Below are 23879 nucleotides of genomic sequence, written 5' to 3' on the forward strand. Positions count from 1 at the left end.
GCAAACAGGCAGGCGGCGTGCTTCTTCCCATTGGCAGAGTCAAACTAAGCGCATTATTTAGTTGAATAGCCGCTTCACAATAGCGGCCGCTTTCTCTTCAGATGCCTTTTGCTGCTGAGCAATATCCGCCGGGCTGGCTGCCGCATTACTACATGCTTGCGCCAGTCTTGCAAATTTACGCTTACACTCCTCCGCCCGCTGCTTCGCAGCGCTCCATCCTCGCGTTTGACCATAGAAGCCAATAGCCTGCGGCCATGCATCGGGTGCATTTCCAAAATGGCTCAGACCCATATCGATGACTTTGGCAGCCTCGGATTTACGGTTCTGCGCCAGTAACTGCGTTGCATACTCCGCATAACTGAACCAGGAGCGATCAGGTTCGGCTACCATGTTTCGTTGCAGGACGTCGCCCACCCGACCTGACGCACGCCCGCCCTTTTTGCTTCCCGCCCGTGCCAGCTGAGCCTTGAACAACGCATGCAAGGGCAAAGTATGCCTTGCTGTGGGTCCAGATGCCGCTTTCGTGGCCAGGCCCATGGCGGCCGGGCTTTCCAAATTCTGAAGTGCCTGAATCGCCGATTGATAATTCTTCAGTGTCTGCGCCGTTCTGCGTTCTCCCTGCGCTTTCAGCCATGGTGTCGTGGTCGCGTCTTCCTTGACCTCTTCTGGAGGCAGCAAGTCGACGGCGGCGGTCAGACGATCCAGTCGCGCCAAGGTCTCGGGATGTTTGCTGGTCGTGCTCTTCCATATATCGCTCACTCCGTCACTTCCCAATTGCAGAGCACTGGTAAGAGCAAAATTCAGATGAATGACTGGCACCGACAACGCCGCATCCAGAGACGTCTTAGCTTTTTCTGCGGCGGCGGCGCCCCCTTGCTCGGCTTCCTGCTTCAATGCCTGGCGCATCTGTTCGCGCATAACGGCTGCCTGCTTTTCGTTTTCCTCTTCCCAGGTAGCTAGTCGTTCGAGCATGGTTTTGTAGCCAGCCCCATACGAATAACCGCGCTTAAGGCTAATAGAGAGTCCGAACAGGTCGGCCGCGGACTCTTGTGACCTGCCCCATGCCGCCGCGGCAAGTTCGCGACCCAGCATATATGCAGACGTAACACTATCGACGTGCGTCCAGCCACTAACGGCCGCCGCATTTGTGGCGATTCCGACGCCCATCGCAACCCAGGTTGCCACCTGATTGCTATGATCCAGAGCCGTATCGAGCTCATGATAGTGCAGGTAGATATGTCCGAACTCGTGGGACAACAGCGCCACAATTTCATCTTCGCTTTCCGCGGAGGACAGCCAACTTTGCGAAATGTAGATATTACCGGCAGCAGTGGCATAGGCATCCAGTCCGGACGAAGCCAGCACATGCACGGAACCCGGCCAATCAGGCACGCCCGCCTGTTTCTTGATTTGGGCTAACAGGCCGTCAAGATATCGCTGCATCGTCGGCATATGCACCAAGCCATAGCCTGTCGCACGTTGATTGATGATATCGTCCCGCCGATCTGCCCACTGACGGGGCTCGGGTGCCGCGTAATCAGATCGCAGTGTTTCAGCGTCGCCCTTGCTATTGCCCAGCAACGACCACGAAGAACCAGACATTGTCTGGCAGCCCGCCAATGACGCTGCGCATGCAATAAGCATGCAAAGACGAAAAAGAGTGCGAGCCGCCGGGCGCGCCAGAATAGTCGTTTGCATCATTGACCTATTTGCAAGAGCCAGAACCGATGCCAGGCATCGAGTTGGTAAGTTCGCTACGTACAGCCATGGCAACGCAGTCCGCGGTAGAGCCTTTCTTGACACGAACATGGATGTTGCGCACCCAATAGTTCTCACCCTTGATCTGCACAGCCAGGTATCCTGATTTTTTCTCTTTCACCGGCAAAGGCCAGCCAATTTCATTCACATTGATCTCGCGCACGGGTGCCGTCCCGCCTGCTTGACTGTATAGTTCCAGCGCCTTGCGCGACTTGCTGCTCGCGCCGACGATCTCGTCCTGCGCCGCGGCATACAAAGGCAGACACAGCACCAATGCGGTCGCTACTATTTTCGTGACAGATTTCATTCCCAAGTCCCCCTTCTGGTTTTTCCCATAAAAAACGTGCGTAGCTTTTCCGTGTAGTTCAAGCCTTCGGCCAGAATGGTCATACCGACCAGTTCTATCACCGGCAACATTCCGATTCGAAACCACATCTGCAGCAAGACGATCAAGATCATCGCGAGGACAGTCTGTGCCGCCGTGCGCGTCAGCCATACCACCACGCGCGCCGGCGCATTAAGAAGGCGCCAGCCTAAGCTTGTGTCCCGGCCATACCAGTGCTGGCGGTGTTTCCGCCTGAACAACCTCTGACGCAGCGCGGCGAAAGCCTCGTGCACAACAAAGACGGCAAAGATCGCGGCGAGACCAGATATGAATAGCTCCGATGAAGGCGGAATATCCCATTCGCTGTTTTGCTTGTATTCGCCCTTGAATGCCAATAGGTTATCCAGGGCCATGGCATGCACATAAGGCCCTGGAATCAACCCATGAACGGGAGATCTGGCCATGTCGTTGTAGCCCTCCACCGCTGCACCGACAATAAGATAGCGATTGCGGGCGTATTCGCCGAATGAGGCGTCGTCCATCGATGCAACTTGCGCCATGGACAGCGTCGGGTGATACGGACAAATCGGTTTTTGTTCAGAAATACCAAAAACCTGTCGTAGAACGTGCGGAACGGCGCGAGTCCATTCAACCTTGCCTCCATGGCAATATCGCAGCAATTGCGGTGGGTGCTCTATCGTGGGCGGAGTTGCTCCCCAAATCAGCGCAAGCGGTGAGGTCTCTTCACCCAGATCAATGCCTTCCACATCCTGCGCCATAGCCATGGCCGCACTGCGGAAAGCTGGCATATCGGGACTCGGTGGCGTTCCCGAGACCCAGCCTTGCCCATTCGCATACGTGGTCAAGGGGTAATTCCAAGTCATGTTATCGACGGAATCGGGAGTATGACGAACACCAACCAACTCGAAGCACGATGCGCCGTCCGGCGCCACGGTCTGTTCTAGATCTTTTCGTAGATGAAGCCGGCCATCTTCCCTAGAGTGCAGTCCAGCCAGAAACACGGGAATGCCACGCTCGTGCCGAATGGTGCACAACGCCTCCTGCAGCTCTGGCAAAGAGGGATCATCACGCTGTTGTCCAAAAGTGATGTCCAGAAATAACGCCCGGGGGCGCGCATCGGGATCCTCGGTAAGCCGCAATAGCCACCCAGCATGGTCGCTGTATGAAATCGGCCATGCGCTGTTTGCGTCTTTAAGGAATTCGTCGTCATACATGACGACCGTAATGGCGTCGCGCTGATCGTTTGGGTAAAACAGGCCGATCAACGGCGCCTGCCCGGTCGCCATGTAGCGAGTCAGCACCATGCCTTGCGTACTCAGCCGGTCGCCTAACCAAAGCATGGAAAAGGAGACGATCGCGAACAGCAGGAACGTTCGGAGAAAACGAAACATATAAATCTTGGCCACCGCACGAGTACTCAACAAAGACCGTTTAACGCTTAATGAAACTATAGGTAACTGAAGTTGCGTAATGTATCACGCTCCGTAGTTTGCATACGCATGTAATGAAAGAGACGGACCAGGCAAAGATTGCGTTGACACGGTTATGAGCCTTTATTAATATACGGAAAGCCAGATATCCGGACAATAAGAATCAAATCTACATTTAACACTAGGAGACAAGCATGGTGACGCAGGCTAGGGCTTTGCCCCCATTGGTCGCAAGAAATGAAGCGACCGAGCTTATTCAACATTTTCACCGCGAAGACGAACGTCGCTGGGTGCCGCTTATGGAAGGCGCCTCTTTTTACCCCTTCTCCTTTGACGTCCAGCATAGCGCCTGGCATGGAGTATTCCGAGTACAGCCGGGCGCAAATATACCGGCGCACTATCACGGCGGCAGAGTGGTGGGATGCACACTACGTGGACGCTGGCGTTATCGCGGACGGGACTGGGTTCATGCCCCCGGCTCCTATTTGCTGGAAGTGCCAGGCGACATGCATACTTTCGAGGTAGTAGGCGACGAAGTGGTTGAGCTCTTTGTCATGAACGAGGGTTCCCTGCTCGCTGTAGACGAGGCCGGTGCTGTCACCGCCATTGCCGATGTAATTGTCCGGCTGGAGCAGACCCGAAAGCATTACTCGGAACAGGGCTTCGAGCCGGAGGTAATCGAAGCATTGATTCGATAAATAATTTCTTCGTGTTATCAGGCTTAGCCTGCAAGGGAATCGGACATGACAAATTTAAAAAAGAAACTAAGCGAAGGGCACTGCATCACCATAATCGGGAATAGTGTCGCCAATAGCTATGCCTCAGAACTCGTCGCATCATCGGGTTTCGACGCTGTAATGATCGACCTCCAGCACTCCGCCATTGCACTCGCTGACGTCAATGACTTGGCAAGAGCGGTACGCGCCCAAGGTGCCACTCCCATTGTTAGGGTCACCAGCAATAATGCACCCGAGATCACCAAAGTGCTTGATGGCGGCGTGTCAGCTGTGATTGCGCCCATGGTCAACGATGCGCAGTCGTGCAGACAATTCGTCGAGTCGTGCCTTTATTCCCCGCTAGGGCAGCGCAGTTTTGGCCCCTATCTAGGTCAGGTGATTGAACAGAAAGGTATTGAGCAGTACTACAACGAAACCACAGAGCGTACGTTGCCGATCGCTATGATAGAAACCGACGAGGGCGTCGAAAATGCCGAAGGCATCTTCAGCGTCCCGCACTTGGGCGCGGTCTATGTCGGCGCTAGCGATTTATCCATTTCCCTCGGACTGGGCTGTATTCCTGACTACAGCAACCCTGCGCTGCTTGAACGTGTCGTCCATCTTTTCGAGATAGGCCGCAAGCATGGGGTAGCGGTAGGAGCCTATGCACCTACGCTGGAAGATACGATAAAGCTGAAAAAGCTGGGCGCCCGTCTTCTGTGGGTCGGCTCCGATCAAGGATTCATTAAAGAAGGTGTCATCAGGCGAACCGCCGCCTATCAAAAGGCACTCGAAGCATTCTAGCCCTGCTGCAAATCACTTCCTGGAGGTGTTCATGAGCAACCATCATCTTACTTATTCGGTGCACCGTAACCTGCCATGCAGAACCTGGATGACCGCAACCGCACTGCTGTTCAGCATCGTCCTTTTCTCGGCACATGCCACGGCAGTCGAATATCCTACCCGACCCATCACATTGGTGCTGCCAGCGACGGCCGGCGGCTCGACCGATATTGCGGGCCGCCTAATCGCAGAAGGATTAAGCAAGGAGCTAGGCCAACCTGTGGTAGCGGAGAACAAGGCAGGTGCTGGCGGGATCGTCGCTTCGTCGTATGTGTTGGACAAGCCTGCCGATGGATACACGCTGCTGCTGGCGATTTCCAGCAAAACGGTAATGAAGGCGCTTCAGGAAAAGCCGCTCTACGATGCCTTGAAAGACTTTCGTACAGTCTCCTTGATTGCCCAAGTACCCACTGTCCTTGTCGCACCAGCAAGCCTGGGAGTGAAAAACTTTGCAGATTTAAAAAACTATGTGCGTGATCACCCCGGCCAAGTGATGTGGGCCATTCCGGGAATTGGCACTGCCCCACATCTAACAGGGTATGTTCTCACTCGGGCAATGGGCGCCGACGTCACCGAGGTCCAATATCGCGGCAGTGCGCCCATGCATATTGACGTGATTGCCGGACGCGTCAACGTCACCACCGATAGTTATATCTCCCTTCAGCCTCACATCGATTCTGGCGCCGTTGTGCCACTGGCTGTCATCGGTCATACGCGCTTGCAACAGCTGCCCAACGTGCCGACGTTGACTGAGCTGGGCTACGCTGACTTCAGCGAAACCCTTTTTGACGGCTGGAATGCCATCGACGTTCGCGCCGGTACCCCAGAGCCGATCATCCAGCGTCTGAACGAGGCGCTGGGCAAGTTCATCGCCGACCCAGCAGTAAAGCAGCGAATAGAATCCATGGGCCTGGTTCTATTCGATCCCCAAACATCTGGTGAAGCGCAAAAATTCGTCGAAGAAACCTCCGCCAAGCTTGAACCATTGGCGCGCTCACTGAATCAAAAAGGCCGCTAACATGCCGAGCGACAAAGCGCTTGAGTGAAATGCGGTGGGTTACAATCGGGGCACCGTTCCTGTTTACGCGCTATAGCAGCGTTTCCTCTTTGATACGCCGACCATGAACCCAATCGCTGGAACGCTTGCGCTACCGCCGGAAGCGAGTGACGCGCCCGCTGAGGGCGCTCCCCCCCTGTTGTACTGGACTATCTATCAAACCTTGCTCAAGCAAATCCTGGGCGACCAGCACGCGATAGGCAAGGATCTGCCCATAGAGCGGTTGCTCGCCGAACATTTCGGCGTCAGCCGTTTTACCGTGCGACAAGCCCTCGATTTACTAGAGAAAGACGGGTATATCAGGAAGCAGCGCGCGAAACCAGCCCGGGTCGTCAGCCGTAGCGCCTCTATTCCTGCCGAACGGCCTTTGCGCTCACTGTCCGATATTCTGAGACCGCTTGCCATACAACAAACCCGGGTCGAGTCGTATGAAACCACTCATAATGCCCACGCAGCCCGCCTACTGGCACAATCCGAAGACGCGCCGCTCTATCTGCTACGCCTCTTTCACGGGAACAACGAGCGCCAAATCGGGTTCAGCGAAATCTACTTTCCTCAATCGATTGGTGCCCTACTCACGCGTGCAAATTTCGATGAAGCCGCCAGTGCGGGACCACTTTTCGTCTACCCCGTCGTTGAAGCGCGTAGCGGCTTAAAGATCGATCACGCCAAGGTCACCGTAGGGGCAGACCCGGCAAGCAAAGCACTGCACACCGGCTTGGCGCCCTTATTGGGCAACCATCCGCTTGTGCGTGTCCAGTATGTTTTCTTTTCCCAAGATAAGCCCATCCAGGTCAGCATCAACTGGCTGGATTCACGTGTATATAGCGTAGGCTACGAGCTGAGCATATAAACGCGCCCGGTAGTGGCGATAAAATTTAAGACTTCTGAATGACCTCAATGACGAATGATTCGTGGGCAACACTATTAAGTGGACGCAATGGTTTGCGCTCAATTGCTTTGGCTGGCGGTGTGTCGGTCCATGCTATCAATGTCTACTTAGTCACCACCATCTTGCCTTCCGTGGTCCAAGATATTGGTGGGCTGGAGTATTACGCGTGGAACATGACGTTATTTGTCATGGCTTCCATTCTCGGCTCTGCGCTTTCTCCTAAATTCATACAGTCTTTTGGCTTACGCAACGCCTTCATCATCGCTATGGTGGTGTTTATGGTGGGTACCGCCTGCTGCGCCATAGCGCCATCCATGCTTGCCATGTTGGTGGGCAGGACCATACAAGGGCTGGGAGGAGGCTTTCTGCTGGGCTTGAGCTATTCCGCCGTCCGAATTGTGTTCGAAAAAGCATTGTGGCCGCGAGCCATGGTGTTGATATCCAGTATGTGGGGGATTGCAACCCTAATTGGCCCCACAATTGGGGGCATTTTTGCACAGTCGGGTCACTGGCGACTGGCATTTTGGTCAGTGATACCTGTCGTTCTGCTTCTGATGCTATTAGTGTGCACACAAATCGAGCCGGCACAATCTGGCGGTGAAAAGAACGTAAAAGTACCGGCAGGGAAAATCGCTGTGTTGGGTTTGTCGGTATTCCTTCTGTCTTACGCGAGCCTATCGGATCAGTGGACAATTAACGCATTAGGATTAGCAGCGGCGCTGGTCCTGACCTTATTAGTCGGTCGTGCGGATAATGGTTCAACCGCCAACTTATTGCCGCACGGCACATATCGTTTCGGCGGTACCCTTGCCGTGCATTACTTATGTGTGGCTTTTTTAAGTTTGGCGATAGCCATTGAAATTTTTATCCCCTACTTTTTACAAACCATACATGAACAACGTCCTCTGGTTGCGGGATATTTCATGGCGTCGCTTTCTTTTGGCTGGACGACCGGTTCATTTATCAGTGCAGGCCGCTCGCCCAAGGCTACCCAGCGTTATGTGCAGTTCGGCCCTCTCGTTTCGGCGCTTGCACTGATCCTGTTAGCCGTACTCATGCCCCTGGATTTAAAGCAGTACGTTGGGGGGGCATATTGGTTGCTTGTGCCTCTGGTCTGCGTTGGCGGAGGTATAGGCGTATGTTGGTCTCATTTGTTAACACGCGTATTTCACGCGGCCCCTGCCGGCCAAGAGAATATTGCATCCGCCGCTATCATTACCGTGCAGTTGTATGCCCTCGCCCTTGGGGGCGCCTTGGCTGGAATGCTGACCAACCTTTCGGGGTTTGTTAGTCCTGGCGGCGCAGTGGGCGCCAAATCCGCATCGGCGGTGTTGTTTTTAGTGATGTCGACAGGACCATTTTTAGCAACATGGCTGATTTACAGCAAGAGAAAAGTAAGCCGTAATACCGTTGAGTAAATTGGCAACTTTCTGAGCAACGCTAAGAGCCTGTACCCTGAACCAGCTACAGTAAAATCAGTCCATGCTCAATACCGCACTAAAATACTTTCTTGCCGTCGTTAACGCGGGCTCTTTGACTGTGGCGGCGCAAAAGCTGCATGTCGCCCCCTCTGCGGTCAGCCGCATGATCAAAAAGCTCGAAGACAAGCATCAGACCTCGCTGTTTGATCGCCATGCACGCGGTATGGTGTTGACCGAGGCGGGCGAATTATTGGCCGCTTACGCCAGGCGCGCCTATCTGGAATCAGAACGCGCCCACGCCGAGATCCGGGATCTCAGCTATATCGGTCAAAAGTTGATCAAACTATCTGCTAATCAGGCATTTGGCCGTGAACTGCTGCCGCGTGCTATCGGTGAATTCCGGAAGATTGAACCGCAGGTAAGCTTTGAGCTCAACGTGTTGCAATCGTCCGAAATCAACCGCCGGGTCCGAAAAGGCGAAGACGACATCGGTTTGAGCTATAACCTGTCGCCACCGGAAGGCGTGCATATTCAGTATGCCCGCCGCATGCCAGTCTTCGCGGTGATGTCGCCCGACCATGCGCTGGCCACGAGGCCGACCTTATCCATGCGCGATATCGCCGATTGGCCGGTAGCGTTAATGGGGCCTGGCAGCACCATACGCTTCATTGTCGACCTGTGCTGCATGCATGAAAAAATCAAGCTGAATATTGCTTTGACAAGCAATAATCAGGGCGCCATTCAAAACTTCTGCCGCGATTGGGGCATCATCAGTTTTTCCGGCGACCTGACCGTGCTCGAGTCACTGGAAAGCGACAAATTAGTTGCCATCCCCATGACCAACGATGAACTACGCCAGCGCACTCTGCATATTCAGACGCTGTCAGGACGCGAACTCCCCTTGAGCGCCGAACGTTTCGTTCAGCGGGTCATTCATCACATCGATACTTCGTATGAAGGGAAAAGGCTGCAACAGCTAGCCTGGCCGCTAGCGAACGACCCCTCAAGTTAACCAGTGTTGACTGCCCAGTCGGGTTCCACCCAGACGGCTTCATCGTCAATGGGCCACACCGGCCGCGGCAAACGCTTGAACGCAATCTGTTTCAGGTTGGGCGTCGTCAGCCCCGAACTGTCGACGTCATAGATGGCGTCATCCGGGAAGAACTCATCGAAGCCAGCGCGATAGTGGCCGCGGCTCTTGACGATAACGCATCGGGCTTTCGAGATATCTATTCCATGCATTTCGAGCATCACAGGCTCGGCCAGTTGGCGACGCAAAGTGCCTACCACCACCTGTAGTCCCGAATCGACCATTTCCAGCAACGCACTGGCGCCCATGGAAAACTTGCGGCCGCTCATGATGCCGCGGCGTCCCACACCTTCGCCGTCAGAAATTTTCAGTACCCGCGCCCGTGCCGTGTATCGGCGTGAATAGTCACTTTCGACACGATTAAAAACCGCGTCGAACTCGGCGCCCACGCCCAGATCATGCGCTTGGGCAGCAAGATCTGGTGCGACAAACACCCCCAGCACCACGCCTGGAATACGCGCCTCGTTGAACGCTTGCAGCAACCAGGTGGTATTGCCTCGCCCACCTCCACCAGGATTATCAGCAACGTCGGCGAACAACAAGGGGCGGCTGGCATCCCGTGCCAGTTCAACTGCCTTGGCCGCATCAATGGTGTCGGCCACGTAGCGACCGCGATCAGCCCAGGCGGCACGCGCTACCTGCAAAGCGGTGCGCCGTGCAGCTGCCAGGTCGTCACGCGCCGTTACTGTAATCGTCATTCCACATTTTGGCAGGTCGGTAAACACGAATCCAGCCGCAACCGAAACATTCGCGATAGGACCCTCGCCCGGCGTTTGCATCAGCGAGGTACCCAGCTTTATCAGATCGGCATAAGGCCCCTTGGCGGATGACAACGTCACAGAGGGCGGCGTGATAGGTAGACGGATATAAGCCGTCACCGGTTTCATTCCTTGACGGATTTCATGTAATAAATCGGCGGCCTCGGCAGCCCTTTCGCGCTGGTCGATATGTGGATTGGTGCGATAAGCGATTAGCGCATCAACGGCGGCGACGGTTTCCGATGACACATTGCAATGCAAGTCGTGCGTCACAATCACCGGCACATTGGGTCCCACCAAAGAGCGCAGCAAAACCATCAACGCTCCTTCGGTGTCGTCCTCACCTTCCGCCGATGACGCTCCGTGATTAGCGACGTACACGGCGTCCACTGGCAGCACAGCACGCAGGCGTTGTTCAACCTGTGTCAGGAACTCAGTCCAGACTTCAGCGCTGGCTGGTCCGCCCGGCGGCGCGGCAACCACGATCAGCGGCGCCGGCTCCCAGTCGCCTATGGCATCCATGCGAGCGTAAAACCCGGGCACCTCGCTGGGTAAATGGCTCAGCCCTCGGGCCAGCGTAGTGATACGCTCGCCCTCTTCCCAGCACTGGGCCAGGAAGTCGTCCTTAACCGAGACGGGAGCAAAGGCATTCGCTTCTAAATGAAAACCCAGTATGGCTACTTTGGGAGCGGTGTCACTCATGTAAAACTCTCCTGAAGCCTAGGTTTTCCGTACTGTATAAAACAGTGAGATTTGTGGTTGAAAGTCTTCCCATTCTTTGCGCAGCGCGCTGACGGGATAGGTTGCGCCCAAGGGGATATAAGGCACATCTTCGAAGACCTGCAGCTGGATGTCGCGACAGATTTTTTGCTGTTCAGCCAGATCCGATGCGTTGAACCAATCCAGACGCAGCTGTTCCAGCTTCTCGCTGGTAGGCCAGCCGAACCAGGCCTGCTTCCCATTACCGCGCATCGCCAGATGGCCCGCGGGATCAAGATTGTTTGGCCCCGTATTGCCCGTGAAAGCAACGCTCCAGCCACCATTGGACGTGGGTTCCTGACTATTGCGGCGCTGTACCGCTGTGCCCCAATCCATAGTTTGCACGTCAACATTGAAACCTAGCTTCTTGAACAGATCAGCCGTCACCAGCGCGGCGGCATGCCAGGTTGGAAAGTCGGCAGGATCAAGCAATACAACGGTTTCACCGTTATAACCGGCATCTTTGATTTGTTGGCGAGCCTTATCCAGGTCGCGCTTACCCGTGAGTTTTTCCAGGCCCGCATCGCTGGCCATAGGCGAATCCGGCACAAAGACGCCACACTTGTCGCTCCAATACTCAGGAAAATCAGCGCCATTCATAGCAGTCATGTAGTCGGTCTGATTGACGACGCTAAGCACCGCACGGCGAATTTCAGGGTTGTTGAATGGGGCATGCAAATGGTTAAACCGCATGACGCCAATCGTGGGCAAACTGCGTTTTACCAGCTTGATGGCAGGGTCGTTGTGCAGTACAGGAAGGAAATCGCTATCGATCATTTCCACCCCGTCGACCTCGTTCGCCTGCAACGCGGCAATAGCGGTTGCGCGATCAGGAATGATATTCCAACGAACTTGATCAACGTGGGCGATTTTCGGGCCAGCTGTAAATACAGGTGCAAAATCGTCTTTTCTAGGCTGATAAGCTTCGAACTTTTCGTACACCACCCTGGAACCGGATACCCACTGATCAGCGATAAACTTGAAAGGCCCACTGCCTATCATTTGCTTGACTGCCACGTTGTCTGGCGTATTGGCCAGCGCCTCGGGCATGATGCAAGCCATATTTCCAGACTGCCGGCCTAAGGCATTCAGAATCAACGGGAATGGTTGCTTCAATGTGAACTGCACGGTTTTGTCGTCCAATGCACTGAGCGATTCAGTAGCCTGCATCAGGGAGCGTCCCATCAAGTCGCGCTTGGCCCAACGGTTCAGGCTGGCGATCACATCCTGCGCACGTACGGGCGAACCGTCATGAAACTGCAAGCCGTCGCGCAACGTAATCTTCCAGAGCAAGCCCTCGTTTTCTACGACATGGCCGGCAGCCATTTGCGGATGCGGCTGGTATTGCGCATCCAGCCCGTATAAGGTGTCGAACACCAACTGAGCGTGACCTTGGGTAATGGCCGCTGTAGTGAACATGGGATCGAGCAAAGTCAGATCGGCTTGCGGCACCCACCGGAATACGGTTTTGGTATTTTGCGCCCAAAGAGCGCCAGGCATAGCCATGGCCGCCACTGAGGCCGACGAGGTAATCAAGAATGTCCTGCGATCCATTACTGGCTCCTAAAAAAAGACATAATGACGATTAGTACAAACCGCCAATCCGGTGTTGCGCTACATAATGATCCCGCCCTACTTCGACCAGTTCACCAACATTGGGCTCATCGCCGAGTTTTCGAACTGGACTGGGAAGGTCGCTGACTTCCAGGGCTGTCGTACGCCGTACAGTCGGATCGGCGATCGGAACAGCCTGCATAAGTTTCTTTGTATAAGGGTGTTGCGGGTTCTCAAAAATTGCCTGACGTGGCCCGATTTCCGCAATCTGCCCCAGGTACATGACCGCTACCCGATGGCTGACGCGCTCGACCACGGCCATATCGTGAGAAATAAACAGATAAGCCACGCCCATGTCGTGCTGGAGGTCAATCAGTAAGTTGACAATCTGGGCTTGAATCGAGACGTCAAGCGCCGATACGGACTCATCTGCAATCAACACCTTGGGATCAACCGAGAGTGCGCGCGCAATACAAATGCGTTGGCGCTGACCGCCGGAGAATTCGTGCGGCCAACGCCGAGTCATCGACGCATCCAAACCAACACGCTCAAATAATTCGGCTACCCGGCGATCCGCTTGCGCGCCGTTGGCCAGGCCGTGGATCAGCATGGGTTCCTTCACGCACTCACCCACGCGCATACGAGGGTTGAGCGAGGCGAATGGATCCTGAAATACGAACTGTATGTTGCGACGCAAAGCCAATAGCGATGCGGGATCATTCTGCCGAACAGGAACGCCCTCAAATTCAATCACGCCGCTCGTAATTTTGGCTAAATTCAATAACGAACGCCCTGTCGTCGTCTTGCCGCAACCCGACTCCCCGACCAGAGACAGCGTTTCGCCGGCATGTAATTTGAAACTGACGTTTTCCACTGCATGCACGCGTTTTTTTACGCGCGAGAAAATGCCTTCGCGGACATCAAAACGGGTGACCAGGTTACTAACCTTTAACACCACCTCGCTTGATGGTGCACGACTAACGCGGGCGCCAGTCTCTGAAATGCTCGGGTTCGGGTCTTCTGCTTTATTGTTCGAGACGTCTGTGCCGTTAGCGGGCACAGCGTTCTCTTTTACGCCTTCAGGGGTTAGTAATGCAAAGCGTGCAGGCATGGTCGTTCCGTGCATGGCGCCCAGCCTGGGCACCGCCGCCATCAACGCTTGGGTATAGGGGTGCTGGGGTGCGGCAAACAGACCATTCACGTCGTTCTGCTCGACCACTTCACCCTTGCGCATGACCATTACCCGGTCGGCGACTTCGGCGACCACACCCATGTCATGGGTGATGAAGATAACGCCCATATCCATTTCGTGCTGAAGCTCGCGGATCAATTGCAGAATCTGGGCCTGTATCGTTACATCAAGCGCCGTGGTGGGCTCATCAGCGATCAACAACGCCGGCTTGCACGACAAGGCCATCGCAATCATCACCCGCTGCCGCATACCGCCGGACAGCTCATGGGGATAACGCTGCATGATGGCGGCTGAGTCAGGAATACGCACCTGATCCAGGATACGCCGGGCAGCCGCCGCAGCAGTTTGATTATCGCAATGCTGGTGCAGCAGTATCGCCTCGGTGATCTGAGATCCAATAGTAAACACCGGATTCAACGATGTCATGGGCTCTTGGAAAATCATGCCCATGTCGGCGCCACGCATCGCGCGCATCACGCCCTCGGGTGCCGAAACCAAATCGATAGGCGCCGCCCCCGCCCGGTGGAATTTCATGCTGCCGTGCGTGATGCGACCGCCGCCAAATTCGACCAGCCTCATTATGGTCAGCGAGGTGACCGATTTCCCCGAGCCTGACTCGCCAACGATCGCCAGCGTTTCACGCCGGTCAACATGTAAATTAAGCGACTTGACCGCCTGGAAAGCTTCAGCGCCATAGCCAAAGGCCACAGACAGATCGGCGACATCCAGGACGCGGCGGTCGTTGCTTGAAGACGCAGCATTCATGAATTAAATCCTTTTCGCCATTCGCGGATCGACCGCGTCGCGCAAGCCATCCCCAAACATATTGATCGCCAGAATGGTGATAGACAGGAAGATAGCGGGAAAGGCAATCAGATAAGGCTTGATCTGCCATAAGGCACGCCCTTCGGCCATGATGTTGCCCCACGAAGGTACTGATGGCGGCACGCCCGCCCCAATAAACGACAGGCTGGCTTCGGCAAGAATAGCCACGCCGCAAATATAGGTGGCCTGCACCATCAGTGCAGCCAAGGTATTCGGAAAAATATGCCGGACGATGATGCGGGTGCGGCTGGCGCCCGCCGCCACAGCCGCTTCGACATAAGGCTGTTCACGCAAGGACAGCACCAGCCCGCGCACTAACCGGACGACGCGAGGCATTTCAGCAATGGTGATTGCGATGATCACGTTCTGCAAAGAAGCGCGTGTAATGGCAATCAGCGCAATGGCAAGCAAAATGGTGGGAATGGACATGAAGCCATCCATGATGCGCATGACAATGGTATCAACCCAGCGTATGAAGCCAGCCGCCAACCCAATAACGACACCAATCAGTGTGGACAGCAGCGCGACCGAAAACCCGACGATGAGCGATACTCGCGCACCATAGATCACACGCGAATAGACATCTCTGCCCAACAAATCTGTTCCAAACCAGAACTGTGCGCTAGGCGCGCGGGTACGATGAATGGGAGAAATGGCGGAAGGGTCTGTTGTGCCCAGCCAAGGCGCCAGAATTGCCATCAAAGCGAGAACAAAAATAAGCAGGCCGCCTACCGCCACAGTGGGATGCTGCTTGAGCGTCTTAAGAAAATTGCGCATTAGTAGTTGATCCTTGGGTCGAAAACGCGATAGAGCAAATCGACTAACAAGTTGACGAGCACATAAAGCACGCTAAATAACAGAATGACGCCCTGTATGATCGGGTAGTCGCGCCGCAAAATGGCATCGACAGTCAGGCGGCCCAAGCCGGGAATGGAAAAAACGGTTTCAGTCACTACCGTTCCGCTGATCAGCAATGCAACCCCGCTACCAATGACCGTAATAATGGGCACGGCGGCATTTTTCAATGCATGCCGAAATAGAATATTTCGATTGCCGACGCCCTTGGCACGCGCTGTCCGTACATAGTCCTGCGACAAGGTTTCAAGCAAGGTTGCCCGGGTGATCCGCGTAATCAAGGCGACATATACGCTGCCCAGAGCCAACGCCGGCAGCACCAGGGAGTGCAAAGACAACCATAGTCCTGACGAAAACGGGACATAGCCCTGAACGGGAAACCAGCGTAACTGCAGGCCAAAAAACCATGCCAACAAGTAACCCACAGCGAAAGACGGTACAGAAAAACTGAACACAGCCAGTACCATGACCCCGCGGTCCTGCCAGCGGTTATGTCTCCAGGCTGCGAATGCCCCCATGGGAATGGCAATGGTGACCGACACAAGCAGGGTCATGACCATTAACGAAAAAGTCGGCGCCAGACGCTGCAAAATCATGTGGCTAACCGGCAACCCGGTAAATAGCGACGTGCCAAGATCTCCGTGCAGCGCGTTCCAGCACCAGTGAACAAAACGTGTGAAAAACGGTTCATCCAGCCCTAAGGTCATCCGGATATTTGCAATATCTTGCGGAGTGGCGTCTTCCCCCGCCAACAAGGCGGCAGGATCCCCCGGAGCAAAGTCCAGCAGCCCGAACACGAACAACGCTACGAACAGCATGACCGGAGCGGTCATCAGCAATCGGCGCAATATATAGGAAAGCATTCCACCCCTTATTCTTGAAACAAAAAAAGCAGGAGACAAAGCCCACCCGTTTCTATGCTCGCAATTCTAGGTAGTGTTATGAGTGCTAACAATATCAATATTAATAAGAATGCATTGCCTTTATTAGAACGATAGCTGGGAACCCGCATAGATAAACGATCTCTGCATCGCACGAGTTGCACGCACCACGGGATTACCCTTATGGGATGGCAGTGCTCTACAGTGCGCATTCGGCAGTCTGTCTTGATGACGCAAAAAGCCCATACGTTTCTCAACCTATGGAAAACTTGGCCAAATCCTTACTTACAAAAATAGCATTCTGACTATAAGCTTTTCATCCCCCCCCCGAAGCTTTCAATCTTTAGGCACAAAAAAGCTATCGCAATGGCGACGACCAGAACTACAGCGCAAGGTGAGCCAGATTGCCCCTGATGCCGTCAAAGATTGTGTCCGTTATATGAGCGGGAAATCCTTCCGGAATTTTCTCTTGTACAAGGGTGATTGCGCCTTCTGCTATACCGAATAACTCTTCTAGAATGGCCGTTGTAGACTCTACGCCGATATACCGTTCGCCCACAGCAAGCCAATGCCTCCGGTAGATTTCGCGCATACGGTAGTGAGCATTATTAGTGCGCAAAGCCATGGCCATTCTGACGTTTCGAAGGTGCACCTGATTTGCGCCGCCTCCTACCCAAGGCCAGGCAGACAGTACATCGTAGAGCGGTGCGAGCTTGAATGTACCTCCCGGAGCAATCGCTAAGCTGAAATTCTTGGCATGACCGTCGGTAGCCGCAAGAAGCCAAAAGTACAGCAGTGCCTTGAAAAAGGTCTGTCGGTCATCTCTCGCGTTAGCAGAACCGCGAAGAAGGTCCATCATGCCCGATACACCTGGTCCGCCATCCGACTCATACTTGAGATGCGATGGCAATCCTTGCGCCTGCAGCAGGTCCTCGTGAGGGATGCGAACAATCCAGCCGTCTGGATGAACACTGCGGTCAAATCGCTCAACGATGAGCACCCGCTGGTCTTCGAACTGAGCCATCTCCGTTTTCGCAATAGGCAACCCCATTGCCCTCAATAGCTCCATCGAGAGCCATTCGTTCTCTACGGAATGCTGCAGGTCATAGCGCGTGTTCCCAGCCAGGCCCAGCGGTAGCTTGAAGATGTGAGTAGTTGGCGTTGCACCGTGAGGTACATGCCAAGAACCTTTATGCCAAAGAAGGGCTGTTTTCTCTTGTGCGCCAGCTAATGAGAAGCGAAAGTCGTCACTGGAGTCATCTCCTGTCGACATTATCGCGCCTCTTAGGTGCTCTGCAACTTCCGCTTCAGTTAAGACTCTGCCGTAAATGGATTTCACATCCGGAGGCGGAGAACCCTCCGGAAGTAGCTGTACGGCGCCCGCAGCATCACGGCCAATGGTCTGTAGCAAGGTAAAGGCATCCAGGGATGAGGCTTTGAATCGGGCACCTATACGACGACGTATCGCCTCATTGTCAGGTAGGAGGTTGTCAAAGTAATTGTCGACTGGAGCATCACGCAGACCGTCACCAGCACCCGTCATCGGTAGTGAAAGTGAAAGAGGCCTACCTTGCGGATGGTCTACCCAGGATGGGTCGTACACCAGGCGGGAAGCTGTTCTGCCTTTTTGATGCCACTTTCCCACAAAGACACCATTCATCCAAATATCGAGAGCACTCATTACCAGCCCTCTATAGAATCTTTGAAGGGTCGTCGGGGCTCAGCGACCAACTGAGTATCGAGGACGGAAAGAACCTCATAAACTCTTGCGAAGGCAAGGCCGGAGGCGTCCTTTTCCATGCGAGAAACGGCTTGCTGAGTGATGTTCAGCTCACGAGCGAGCTTAGCCTGGTTCCATCCTTTTTCTTCTCTCAGAGAGCGGATGAGCGGTGAAAGTTGCTCCGCTTTTAATAAAAGTACCGATTTCATCGTCATGTCTCGCACCAAATAAGGATAAGCACATCATAAATGATGTATTTTCTAAATACATCAAATAAGGCGTAAATTCCCGATACAACAAATAAGGTGTAAATGCAAATTACATCATAAACGATGTAATTGTAGATTACAACAAATACGCTGTAAGCATGACTGTGTGTATTTGAGAGTGTCGACCGTCGACCAGCTCCAGGGATTCAATGTCCTAGTGAAACGTGCGCTTCGCATAAAAAAGCGGCCACTAAAAAGTAGGCCGCTTTTTTACGTCAAGAATAGTGGCCAACTTATCTCACAACTCTTGGCCAACTTTTCCGAATACCGACAAACATCAAATATCGATATTGCCCGCCTGCAGCGCATGCTCTTCAATGAACGCACGGCGAGGTTCCACGTTATCACCCATCAACGTTGTAAAGACTTCATCGGCCGCGATCGCATCTTCAACTTGTACACGCAACAACCGACGCACAGTCGGATCCATGGTGGTTTCCCATAGCTGGCTAGGATTCATTTCACCCAGACCTTTGTAGCGCTGCTTGCTGATGCTGCGATCGGCTTCGCTGCGCAGCCACTGCATGGCGTCGCGGAAGTCGGAAATGTACTTCTCGCGACGCCTTTCGCCTTCGCCACGCGCAACCAGCGCGCCTACGCCCATCAGGCCAAGGAAAGTCTTGGCTGCCTTGGACAAGATGGCATAGTCGGCTCCGCGTACAAAGGCGCGATCGAATATGCTGACACGCACGTTGCCGTGATGCATACGGTGCACGATAAGACGCCATGAATCGCCCTCTTCGTTTTCATCGACAGTCACCTTGACGCCATTGGGAACGGAAGGATCATCGATAGCATCGAACAAACGCTTGGCCGATGCTGCCGCCTGCTCGGCATCGTTCAGATTGATTTCTACACCCTCGGCCATGGCCGACAAAGACGGCATATCAATGTGACGCGCCAAACGGCTGATGACACCGTCGGCCATGATGTACTGGCGTGCCAGTTCACCCAGGGCGTCACCGGAAATAGGGGTGGCGCCGTCTTTGGGAATCAACACCGCATCTTTCAATGCCACCTGCAACATGAATTGGGCTTCTTCTTCGTCGTCTTTCAGATAGCGTTCTTCACGGCCAACCTTGACCTTATATAGCGGCGGCTGAGCGATGTAGATATGGCCGCGCGTCACCAGTTCTGGCATCTGACGGTATAGCAACGTCAATAGCAAAGTACGAATGTGTGCGCCGTCGACGTCGGCGTCAGTCATGATGATGATGCGGTGGTAGCGCAGCTTGTCGATATTGAAATCAGGCCCAATGCTGGTGCCCAGCGCGGTAATCAGTGTGGTGATTTGCTCACTGGTGATCAGGCGGTCGAAACGCGCTTTTTCCACGTTAAGCACTTTGCCGCGCAGGGGCAAAATAGCCTGGAACTTACGGTCGCGACCTTGCTTGGCTGAACCGCCGGCGGAGTCCCCTTCGACGATGTAAATTTCGCACAAGGCGGGGTCTTTTTCCTGGCAGTCGGCCAGCTTGCCTGGCAAGCCGGCGCCTTCCAGTACGCTTTTACGCCGGGTCATCTCGCGGGCTTTGCGGGCCGCATCGCGGGCACGGGCAGCGTCAATGATTTTGTTGCACAAGGCCTTGGCGTCGGCCGGGTTTTCAAGCAGCCATGTTTCCAGGGTACGAGCCACAGCTTCTTCAACTGCGGGGCGCACCTCGCTGGACACAAGCTTGTCCTTGGTCTGGCTGCTGAACTTCGGCTCAGGCACTTTTACCGATAGCACGCAAGCCAGGCCTTCGCGCATATCGTCGCCGGTCGTATCGACCTTGGCCTTCTTGGCCATGTCGTTATCGGCGATGTATTTGTTCAACACCCGCGTCATGGCTGCCCGCAAACCGGTCAGGTGGGAGCCGCCATCGCGCTGGGGAATATTGTTGGTAAAGCACAGAACGGTCTCGGTGTAGCTGTCGTTCCATTGCATGGCGACATCGACACCCACGGTTGTATCGCCTATGGTGGACTCGGTGCTGACCGAGAACACGTTGGCATGCAACACCGTTTTTGTACGGTTGATGTATTCGACAAAGCCTTTTACACCGCCCAGGAACGCGAAGTTTTCTTCTTTATTGTTGCGTTCGTCGATCAGGCGGATTTTTACGCCATTATTCAGGAAGGACAATTCACGCAAACGCTTGGCCAGAATATCGTAGTGGTATTCAATATTCTCGAAAATTTCGCTGTCAGCCAGGAACTGGACGCGCGTGCCCTTTTGATCGGTTTTGCCGGTGACCTTCAAGGGCTCGACCCGAGCGCCACGACGGAACTCCATTTCGTGCATTTCGCCATTGCGCGCAATGCTCAGGCGCAACCAGTCGGAAAGCGCGTTCACGCACGATACGCCGACGCCGTGCAAGCCGCCCGAAACCTTATATGAGTTGTGGTCGAACTTACCGCCCGCGTGCAGCTCGGTCATGACGATTTCAGCCGCGCTGCGGTGGAATTCGTCGTCTTTATGAATGCCCGTGGGAATGCCCCGGCCATTGTCGCTGACCGATATGCTGTTGTCGGCGTGGATGGTAACGACGATGTCGTCGCAATGCCCGGCCAGCGCTTCATCGATGGCATTGTCGACAACCTCGAAAACCATGTGATGCAGCCCGGTTCCGTCGGAAGTATCGCCAATGTACATGCCCGGACGCTTGCGAACGGCCTCCAGGCCCTTGAGCATTTTGATCGAGTCGGCGCCGTATCCGGCATTGGCGATAGTCGTGGTTTGATCTGACATTGTTTATAACCTTATATAAGCCTTGCGGCTGTTGAAACGTCCCCGGCCAGCTCGCCCGGGACGCTTCCTGCGGCGTAAGTCCAGCGAGCTTAAATGCGCATTGGCATAACGACGTACTTAAACTGATCATCATCGGGGGATGTAATCAGTGCCGAAGCATTCACATCGGGCTGTACCGACCATTGAATGGTTTCGGTTTTGACATTAGCCAATACATCAAGCAAGTAGCTGACGTTAAAGCCAACATCTAGCGACTCATGGCCATAGTCGATGTCGAGCTCTTCTTGCGCTTCTTCTTGCTCGGCATTGGAAGAAGAGATCTTCAACTGGTTGTTCGACAACTGCAGGCGCACGCCTTTCAGTTTGTCGGTAGTAAGAATAGCCGCGCGCTGCAAGCTGCCTTGCAAGATCTCGCGGTTGATCGAAAAGTGGCGCGTGTAATTGCTGGGTATCACGCGGGTGAAGTCGGGGAACTTGCCCTCTACCAGCTTGGAAACCAGTTCGACATCGCCAAAGCGGAAACGAATCTGGCCGGTGGCCACGTCGATCGACACGGGCTCGTCGGTATCGCTAAGCAGGCGCTGCATTTCAAGCACCGTCTTGCGCGGCACGATCACGTCGTGCTTGGTGTCAATGCCTTCAACCGCAGTGCCGCTGTGTGCCAGACGGTGGCCATCGGTAGCGACAGTACGCACAAAACCTGGCTCGAAAACAAACAACAGGCCGTTCAGGTAGTAACGGATGTCTTGTTGCGCCATCGCGAAGTGCACCATATTGAACAGGTGCTTAAGCGTTTTTTGCGGCAGCGAGAAAGAAATATCCCACTGTTCCGGCTGGGCCAAAGTTGGATATTCGCTGGCACCCATGGTTTGCAGGGCGAAACGGCTTTTACCGCTTTGCACCGACAACTTGGCGCTGGCCAGCCCAAGCTTGACGTCGCCCGTATCAGGCAGCGCGCGCAATATATCCAGCAGCTTGCGTGCTGCAACCGTAGTCGACTCGTTTTCATCGCCAATGCCGAACTGGGCGTGCGTGGTTATTTGAACCTCGAGGTCAGTGGCAATAAATGCGACGCTGTTACCTTCTTTACGCAGAAGAATATTTGCCAGGATAGGCAGGGTGTTTCTTCGTTCGACAATTCCTGCCACCGTCGATAACGGTTTGAGCAATGCATCACGAGTCGCTTGTACGAGTTGCATGGTTATCCTTTTAAGGTTTGTTCAAGTACGTGAAGAGCGTGGTTGAGCTCGGTCTGTTTGGACCTGGCATCGGCAATTTTACGCACCGCGTGAAGCACGGTCGTGTGATCCCGCCCGCCGAATAAATCACCAATTTCAGGCAGGCTTTTTTGGGTAAGTTCTTTAGCAAGATACATGGCTACCTGCCGCGGCATCGCAATATTGGCGGGGCGGCGCTTGGAATACATGTCGGCCACTTTTATTTTGTAGAAGTCGGCCACTGTCTTTTGTATGTTTTCGACGGTTATCTGCCCATTCGATACCGACAGCAAATCCTTGAGGGCGTCTTTGCAGACATCAACCGTAAGGACTTCGCGGCCATGGAAACGCGCATAGGCGGACACTTTACGCAATGCGCCTTCCAGCTCGCGCACGTTGCTGCGCAAATGCTTGGCAATAAAAAATGCGACCTCTTCAGGCATGGTGACGCCTTCGGTCTCGGCCTTGCGCAGCAAAATAGCCACGCGCATTTCAAGTTCGGGCGGCTCGATAGCTACGGTCAGGCCCGAATCAAAGCGGGAGATGAGCCGGCTATCGATATTGGCCAATTCCTTAGGGTAGGTATCGGACGTGATAATAATTTGCTTGCGCTGTGCAACCATGGCCTCGAAGGCATAGAAGAATTCTTCCTGGGTGCGATTTTTCCCGGCAAAAAACTGGATGTCGTCAATCAGCAACAGATCCAGCGAATGATAATAACGCTTGAATTCGTCGAACGCTTTGCGCTGATATGCCTTGACCACATCGGAAACGTATTGATCGGCATGCACATACCGTACACGGGTGCCCTTGCCGCTAGCCAGCAGCGCGTTGCCTATTGCGTGAATAAGGTGGGTCTTGCCCAGGCCGACGCCGCCATACAAAAACAGCGGGTTGTAAGACACCCCTGGGTTCTCGGCCACTTGCAAGGCAGCAGCGCGCGCCAACTGGTTGGCCTTCCCGGTAACGAAGTTATCGAAAGTGAGATCGGTATTCAAGCGCGAACGGTCATGCACCACTTCGGAGGCTGCCGCGGCGGCAGCCGACACAGCGGGAGCGGCGGCAGACGCCTCGGTCGCGACTGGCGACGACGAGGGTTGAGGCCCCGAGCCCAAACGGGATGCGGGGCCGCCACGGGGCGCGCCTACGGAGGCCACCGAACCTGCCAGCTCAAATACTATCTGCACCGGTCGTTCGTACCATTCCGACGCGAGCGTCTCGATTTGATGCGAAAAATTCTTGCGAACCCAATCCAGCTTGAACCGATTGGGCGCAGAAACCCGCAGCACCGCCTGCGCCTCGTCGAACGCAAGGGGAACTAATGGGCGAATCCAGGCACTTATTTGCTGCGGAGGTAGGTCCTGCTCCAGACGCTGGATGCAAGTCTGCCAAAAATCTTTCATGTCCACCACTTCTGTAAACCTCGATTCTACCCTGTTGAAGGGGTAGTTATCCACAAGCCATGTAAACTACTAGGCCTAGTATTTATGCTAACCATTTGACTAAACTATAAAAATTTGATGAAATGGTGGGCTTGACAAGAATTTTTAACGCCCGAAACCGCCACT

At 54.3% G+C, this 23879-nt stretch carries 19 protein-coding genes; 6 read left to right on the forward strand and 13 right to left on the reverse strand.

Annotated elements, in window-relative coordinates; genetic code table 11:
• Positions 1 to 57: 57 nt before the first annotated feature.
• From ABWO67_RS03330 to ABWO67_RS03340, 3 genes are all read right to left on the reverse strand, one after another.
• Entirely contained in the window at positions 58 to 1602 is a 1545-nt protein-coding gene (locus ABWO67_RS03330; protein WP_353147487.1) for a M48 family metalloprotease, read from the reverse strand.
• A 103-nt stretch (positions 1603 to 1705) separates the two neighbouring features.
• A complete protein-coding gene (locus ABWO67_RS03335) occupies positions 1706 to 2065 on the reverse strand; it encodes a hypothetical protein (RefSeq protein ID WP_353147490.1) in 360 nt (119 codons plus the stop codon).
• Positions 2062 to 3495 (reverse strand): CHASE2 domain-containing protein, encoded by a 1434-nt coding sequence (locus ABWO67_RS03340; protein ID WP_353147493.1) that lies wholly within the window; start codon positions 3493 to 3495, stop codon positions 2062 to 2064. Before ABWO67_RS03340 ends, ABWO67_RS03335 begins: the two co-directional genes overlap by 4 nt.
• 233 nt (positions 3496 to 3728) lie before the next feature.
• Here ABWO67_RS03340 and ABWO67_RS03345 point away from each other — a divergent pair, with 233 nt between their 5' ends.
• From ABWO67_RS03345 to ABWO67_RS03370, 6 genes are all read left to right on the forward strand, one after another.
• On the forward strand, positions 3729 to 4232 hold the full coding sequence (locus ABWO67_RS03345; RefSeq protein ID WP_353147496.1) for a 2,4'-dihydroxyacetophenone dioxygenase family protein: 504 nt from the start codon (positions 3729 to 3731) through the stop codon (positions 4230 to 4232).
• Between the two features lie 45 nt (positions 4233 to 4277).
• Positions 4278 to 5054 carry an HpcH/HpaI aldolase family protein gene (locus tag ABWO67_RS03350; protein ID WP_353147499.1) on the forward strand — a complete coding sequence of 259 codons (777 nt, stop codon included), beginning with the start codon at positions 4278 to 4280 and terminating at the stop codon, positions 5052 to 5054.
• A 31-nt stretch (positions 5055 to 5085) separates the two neighbouring features.
• Entirely contained in the window at positions 5086 to 6111 is a 1026-nt protein-coding gene (locus ABWO67_RS03355) for a Bug family tripartite tricarboxylate transporter substrate binding protein (RefSeq protein ID WP_353147501.1), read from the forward strand.
• 103 nt (positions 6112 to 6214) lie between these two features.
• Positions 6215 to 7003: a GntR family transcriptional regulator gene (locus tag ABWO67_RS03360; protein ID WP_353147503.1), complete on the forward strand. Its 789-nt coding sequence runs from the start codon at positions 6215 to 6217 to the stop codon at positions 7001 to 7003.
• A 38-nt stretch (positions 7004 to 7041) separates the two neighbouring features.
• Positions 7042 to 8460 carry an MFS transporter gene (locus ABWO67_RS03365; RefSeq protein ID WP_353147506.1) on the forward strand — a complete coding sequence of 473 codons (1419 nt, stop codon included), beginning with the start codon at positions 7042 to 7044 and terminating at the stop codon, positions 8458 to 8460.
• Positions 8461 to 8524: 64 nt separating this feature from the next.
• The gene (locus tag ABWO67_RS03370; RefSeq protein ID WP_353147508.1) at positions 8525 to 9475 is read left to right on the forward strand and encodes a LysR family transcriptional regulator; all 951 of its coding nucleotides are present in this window, start codon (positions 8525 to 8527) and stop codon (positions 9473 to 9475) included.
• Here ABWO67_RS03370 and ABWO67_RS03375 read toward each other — a convergent pair.
• The 10 genes from ABWO67_RS03375 to dnaA form a co-directional block, all read right to left on the reverse strand.
• Positions 9472 to 11013 carry a M81 family metallopeptidase gene (locus ABWO67_RS03375; protein ID WP_353147511.1) on the reverse strand — a complete coding sequence of 514 codons (1542 nt, stop codon included), beginning with the start codon at positions 11011 to 11013 and terminating at the stop codon, positions 9472 to 9474. The two genes, ABWO67_RS03370 and ABWO67_RS03375, sit on opposite strands and share 4 nt — an antisense overlap.
• An 18-nt stretch (positions 11014 to 11031) precedes the next feature.
• Positions 11032 to 12624 (reverse strand): ABC transporter substrate-binding protein, encoded by a 1593-nt coding sequence (locus ABWO67_RS03380; protein ID WP_353147514.1) that lies wholly within the window; start codon positions 12622 to 12624, stop codon positions 11032 to 11034.
• 31 nt (positions 12625 to 12655) lie between these two features.
• The gene (locus ABWO67_RS03385) at positions 12656 to 14581 is read right to left on the reverse strand and encodes a dipeptide ABC transporter ATP-binding protein (RefSeq protein WP_353147517.1); all 1926 of its coding nucleotides are present in this window, start codon (positions 14579 to 14581) and stop codon (positions 12656 to 12658) included.
• A gap of 3 nt (positions 14582 to 14584) precedes the next feature.
• Entirely contained in the window at positions 14585 to 15418 is an 834-nt protein-coding gene (locus ABWO67_RS03390) for an ABC transporter permease (protein WP_353147520.1), read from the reverse strand.
• The gene (locus tag ABWO67_RS03395; RefSeq protein WP_353147523.1) at positions 15418 to 16359 is read right to left on the reverse strand and encodes an ABC transporter permease; all 942 of its coding nucleotides are present in this window, start codon (positions 16357 to 16359) and stop codon (positions 15418 to 15420) included. The genes ABWO67_RS03390 and ABWO67_RS03395 overlap by 1 nt, the downstream gene beginning before the upstream one ends.
• A 400-nt stretch (positions 16360 to 16759) precedes the next feature.
• Positions 16760 to 18058: a type II toxin-antitoxin system HipA family toxin gene (locus ABWO67_RS03400; protein ID WP_353147526.1), complete on the reverse strand. Its 1299-nt coding sequence runs from the start codon at positions 18056 to 18058 to the stop codon at positions 16760 to 16762.
• On the reverse strand, positions 18058 to 18312 hold the full coding sequence (locus ABWO67_RS03405; RefSeq protein ID WP_353147528.1) for a helix-turn-helix domain-containing protein: 255 nt from the start codon (positions 18310 to 18312) through the stop codon (positions 18058 to 18060). The genes ABWO67_RS03400 and ABWO67_RS03405 overlap by 1 nt, the downstream gene beginning before the upstream one ends.
• Before the next feature lie 331 nt (positions 18313 to 18643).
• Positions 18644 to 21094 carry a DNA topoisomerase (ATP-hydrolyzing) subunit B gene (gyrB, locus tag ABWO67_RS03410; RefSeq protein ID WP_353147531.1) on the reverse strand — a complete coding sequence of 817 codons (2451 nt, stop codon included), beginning with the start codon at positions 21092 to 21094 and terminating at the stop codon, positions 18644 to 18646.
• Between the two features lie 89 nt (positions 21095 to 21183).
• Entirely contained in the window at positions 21184 to 22293 is a 1110-nt protein-coding gene (gene dnaN / locus ABWO67_RS03415; RefSeq protein ID WP_353147534.1) for a DNA polymerase III subunit beta, read from the reverse strand.
• A gap of 2 nt (positions 22294 to 22295) precedes the next feature.
• Positions 22296 to 23714, reverse strand: a complete 1419-nt coding sequence (dnaA, locus tag ABWO67_RS03420; protein WP_353147536.1) for a chromosomal replication initiator protein DnaA — start codon at positions 23712 to 23714, stop codon at positions 22296 to 22298.
• Between the last annotated feature and the right edge of the window lie 165 nt (positions 23715 to 23879).

The sequence above is a fragment of the Pollutimonas bauzanensis genome (genome assembly GCF_040393045.1).
Lineage (GTDB): Bacteria > Pseudomonadota > Gammaproteobacteria > Burkholderiales > Burkholderiaceae_B > Pollutimonas > Pollutimonas bauzanensis_A.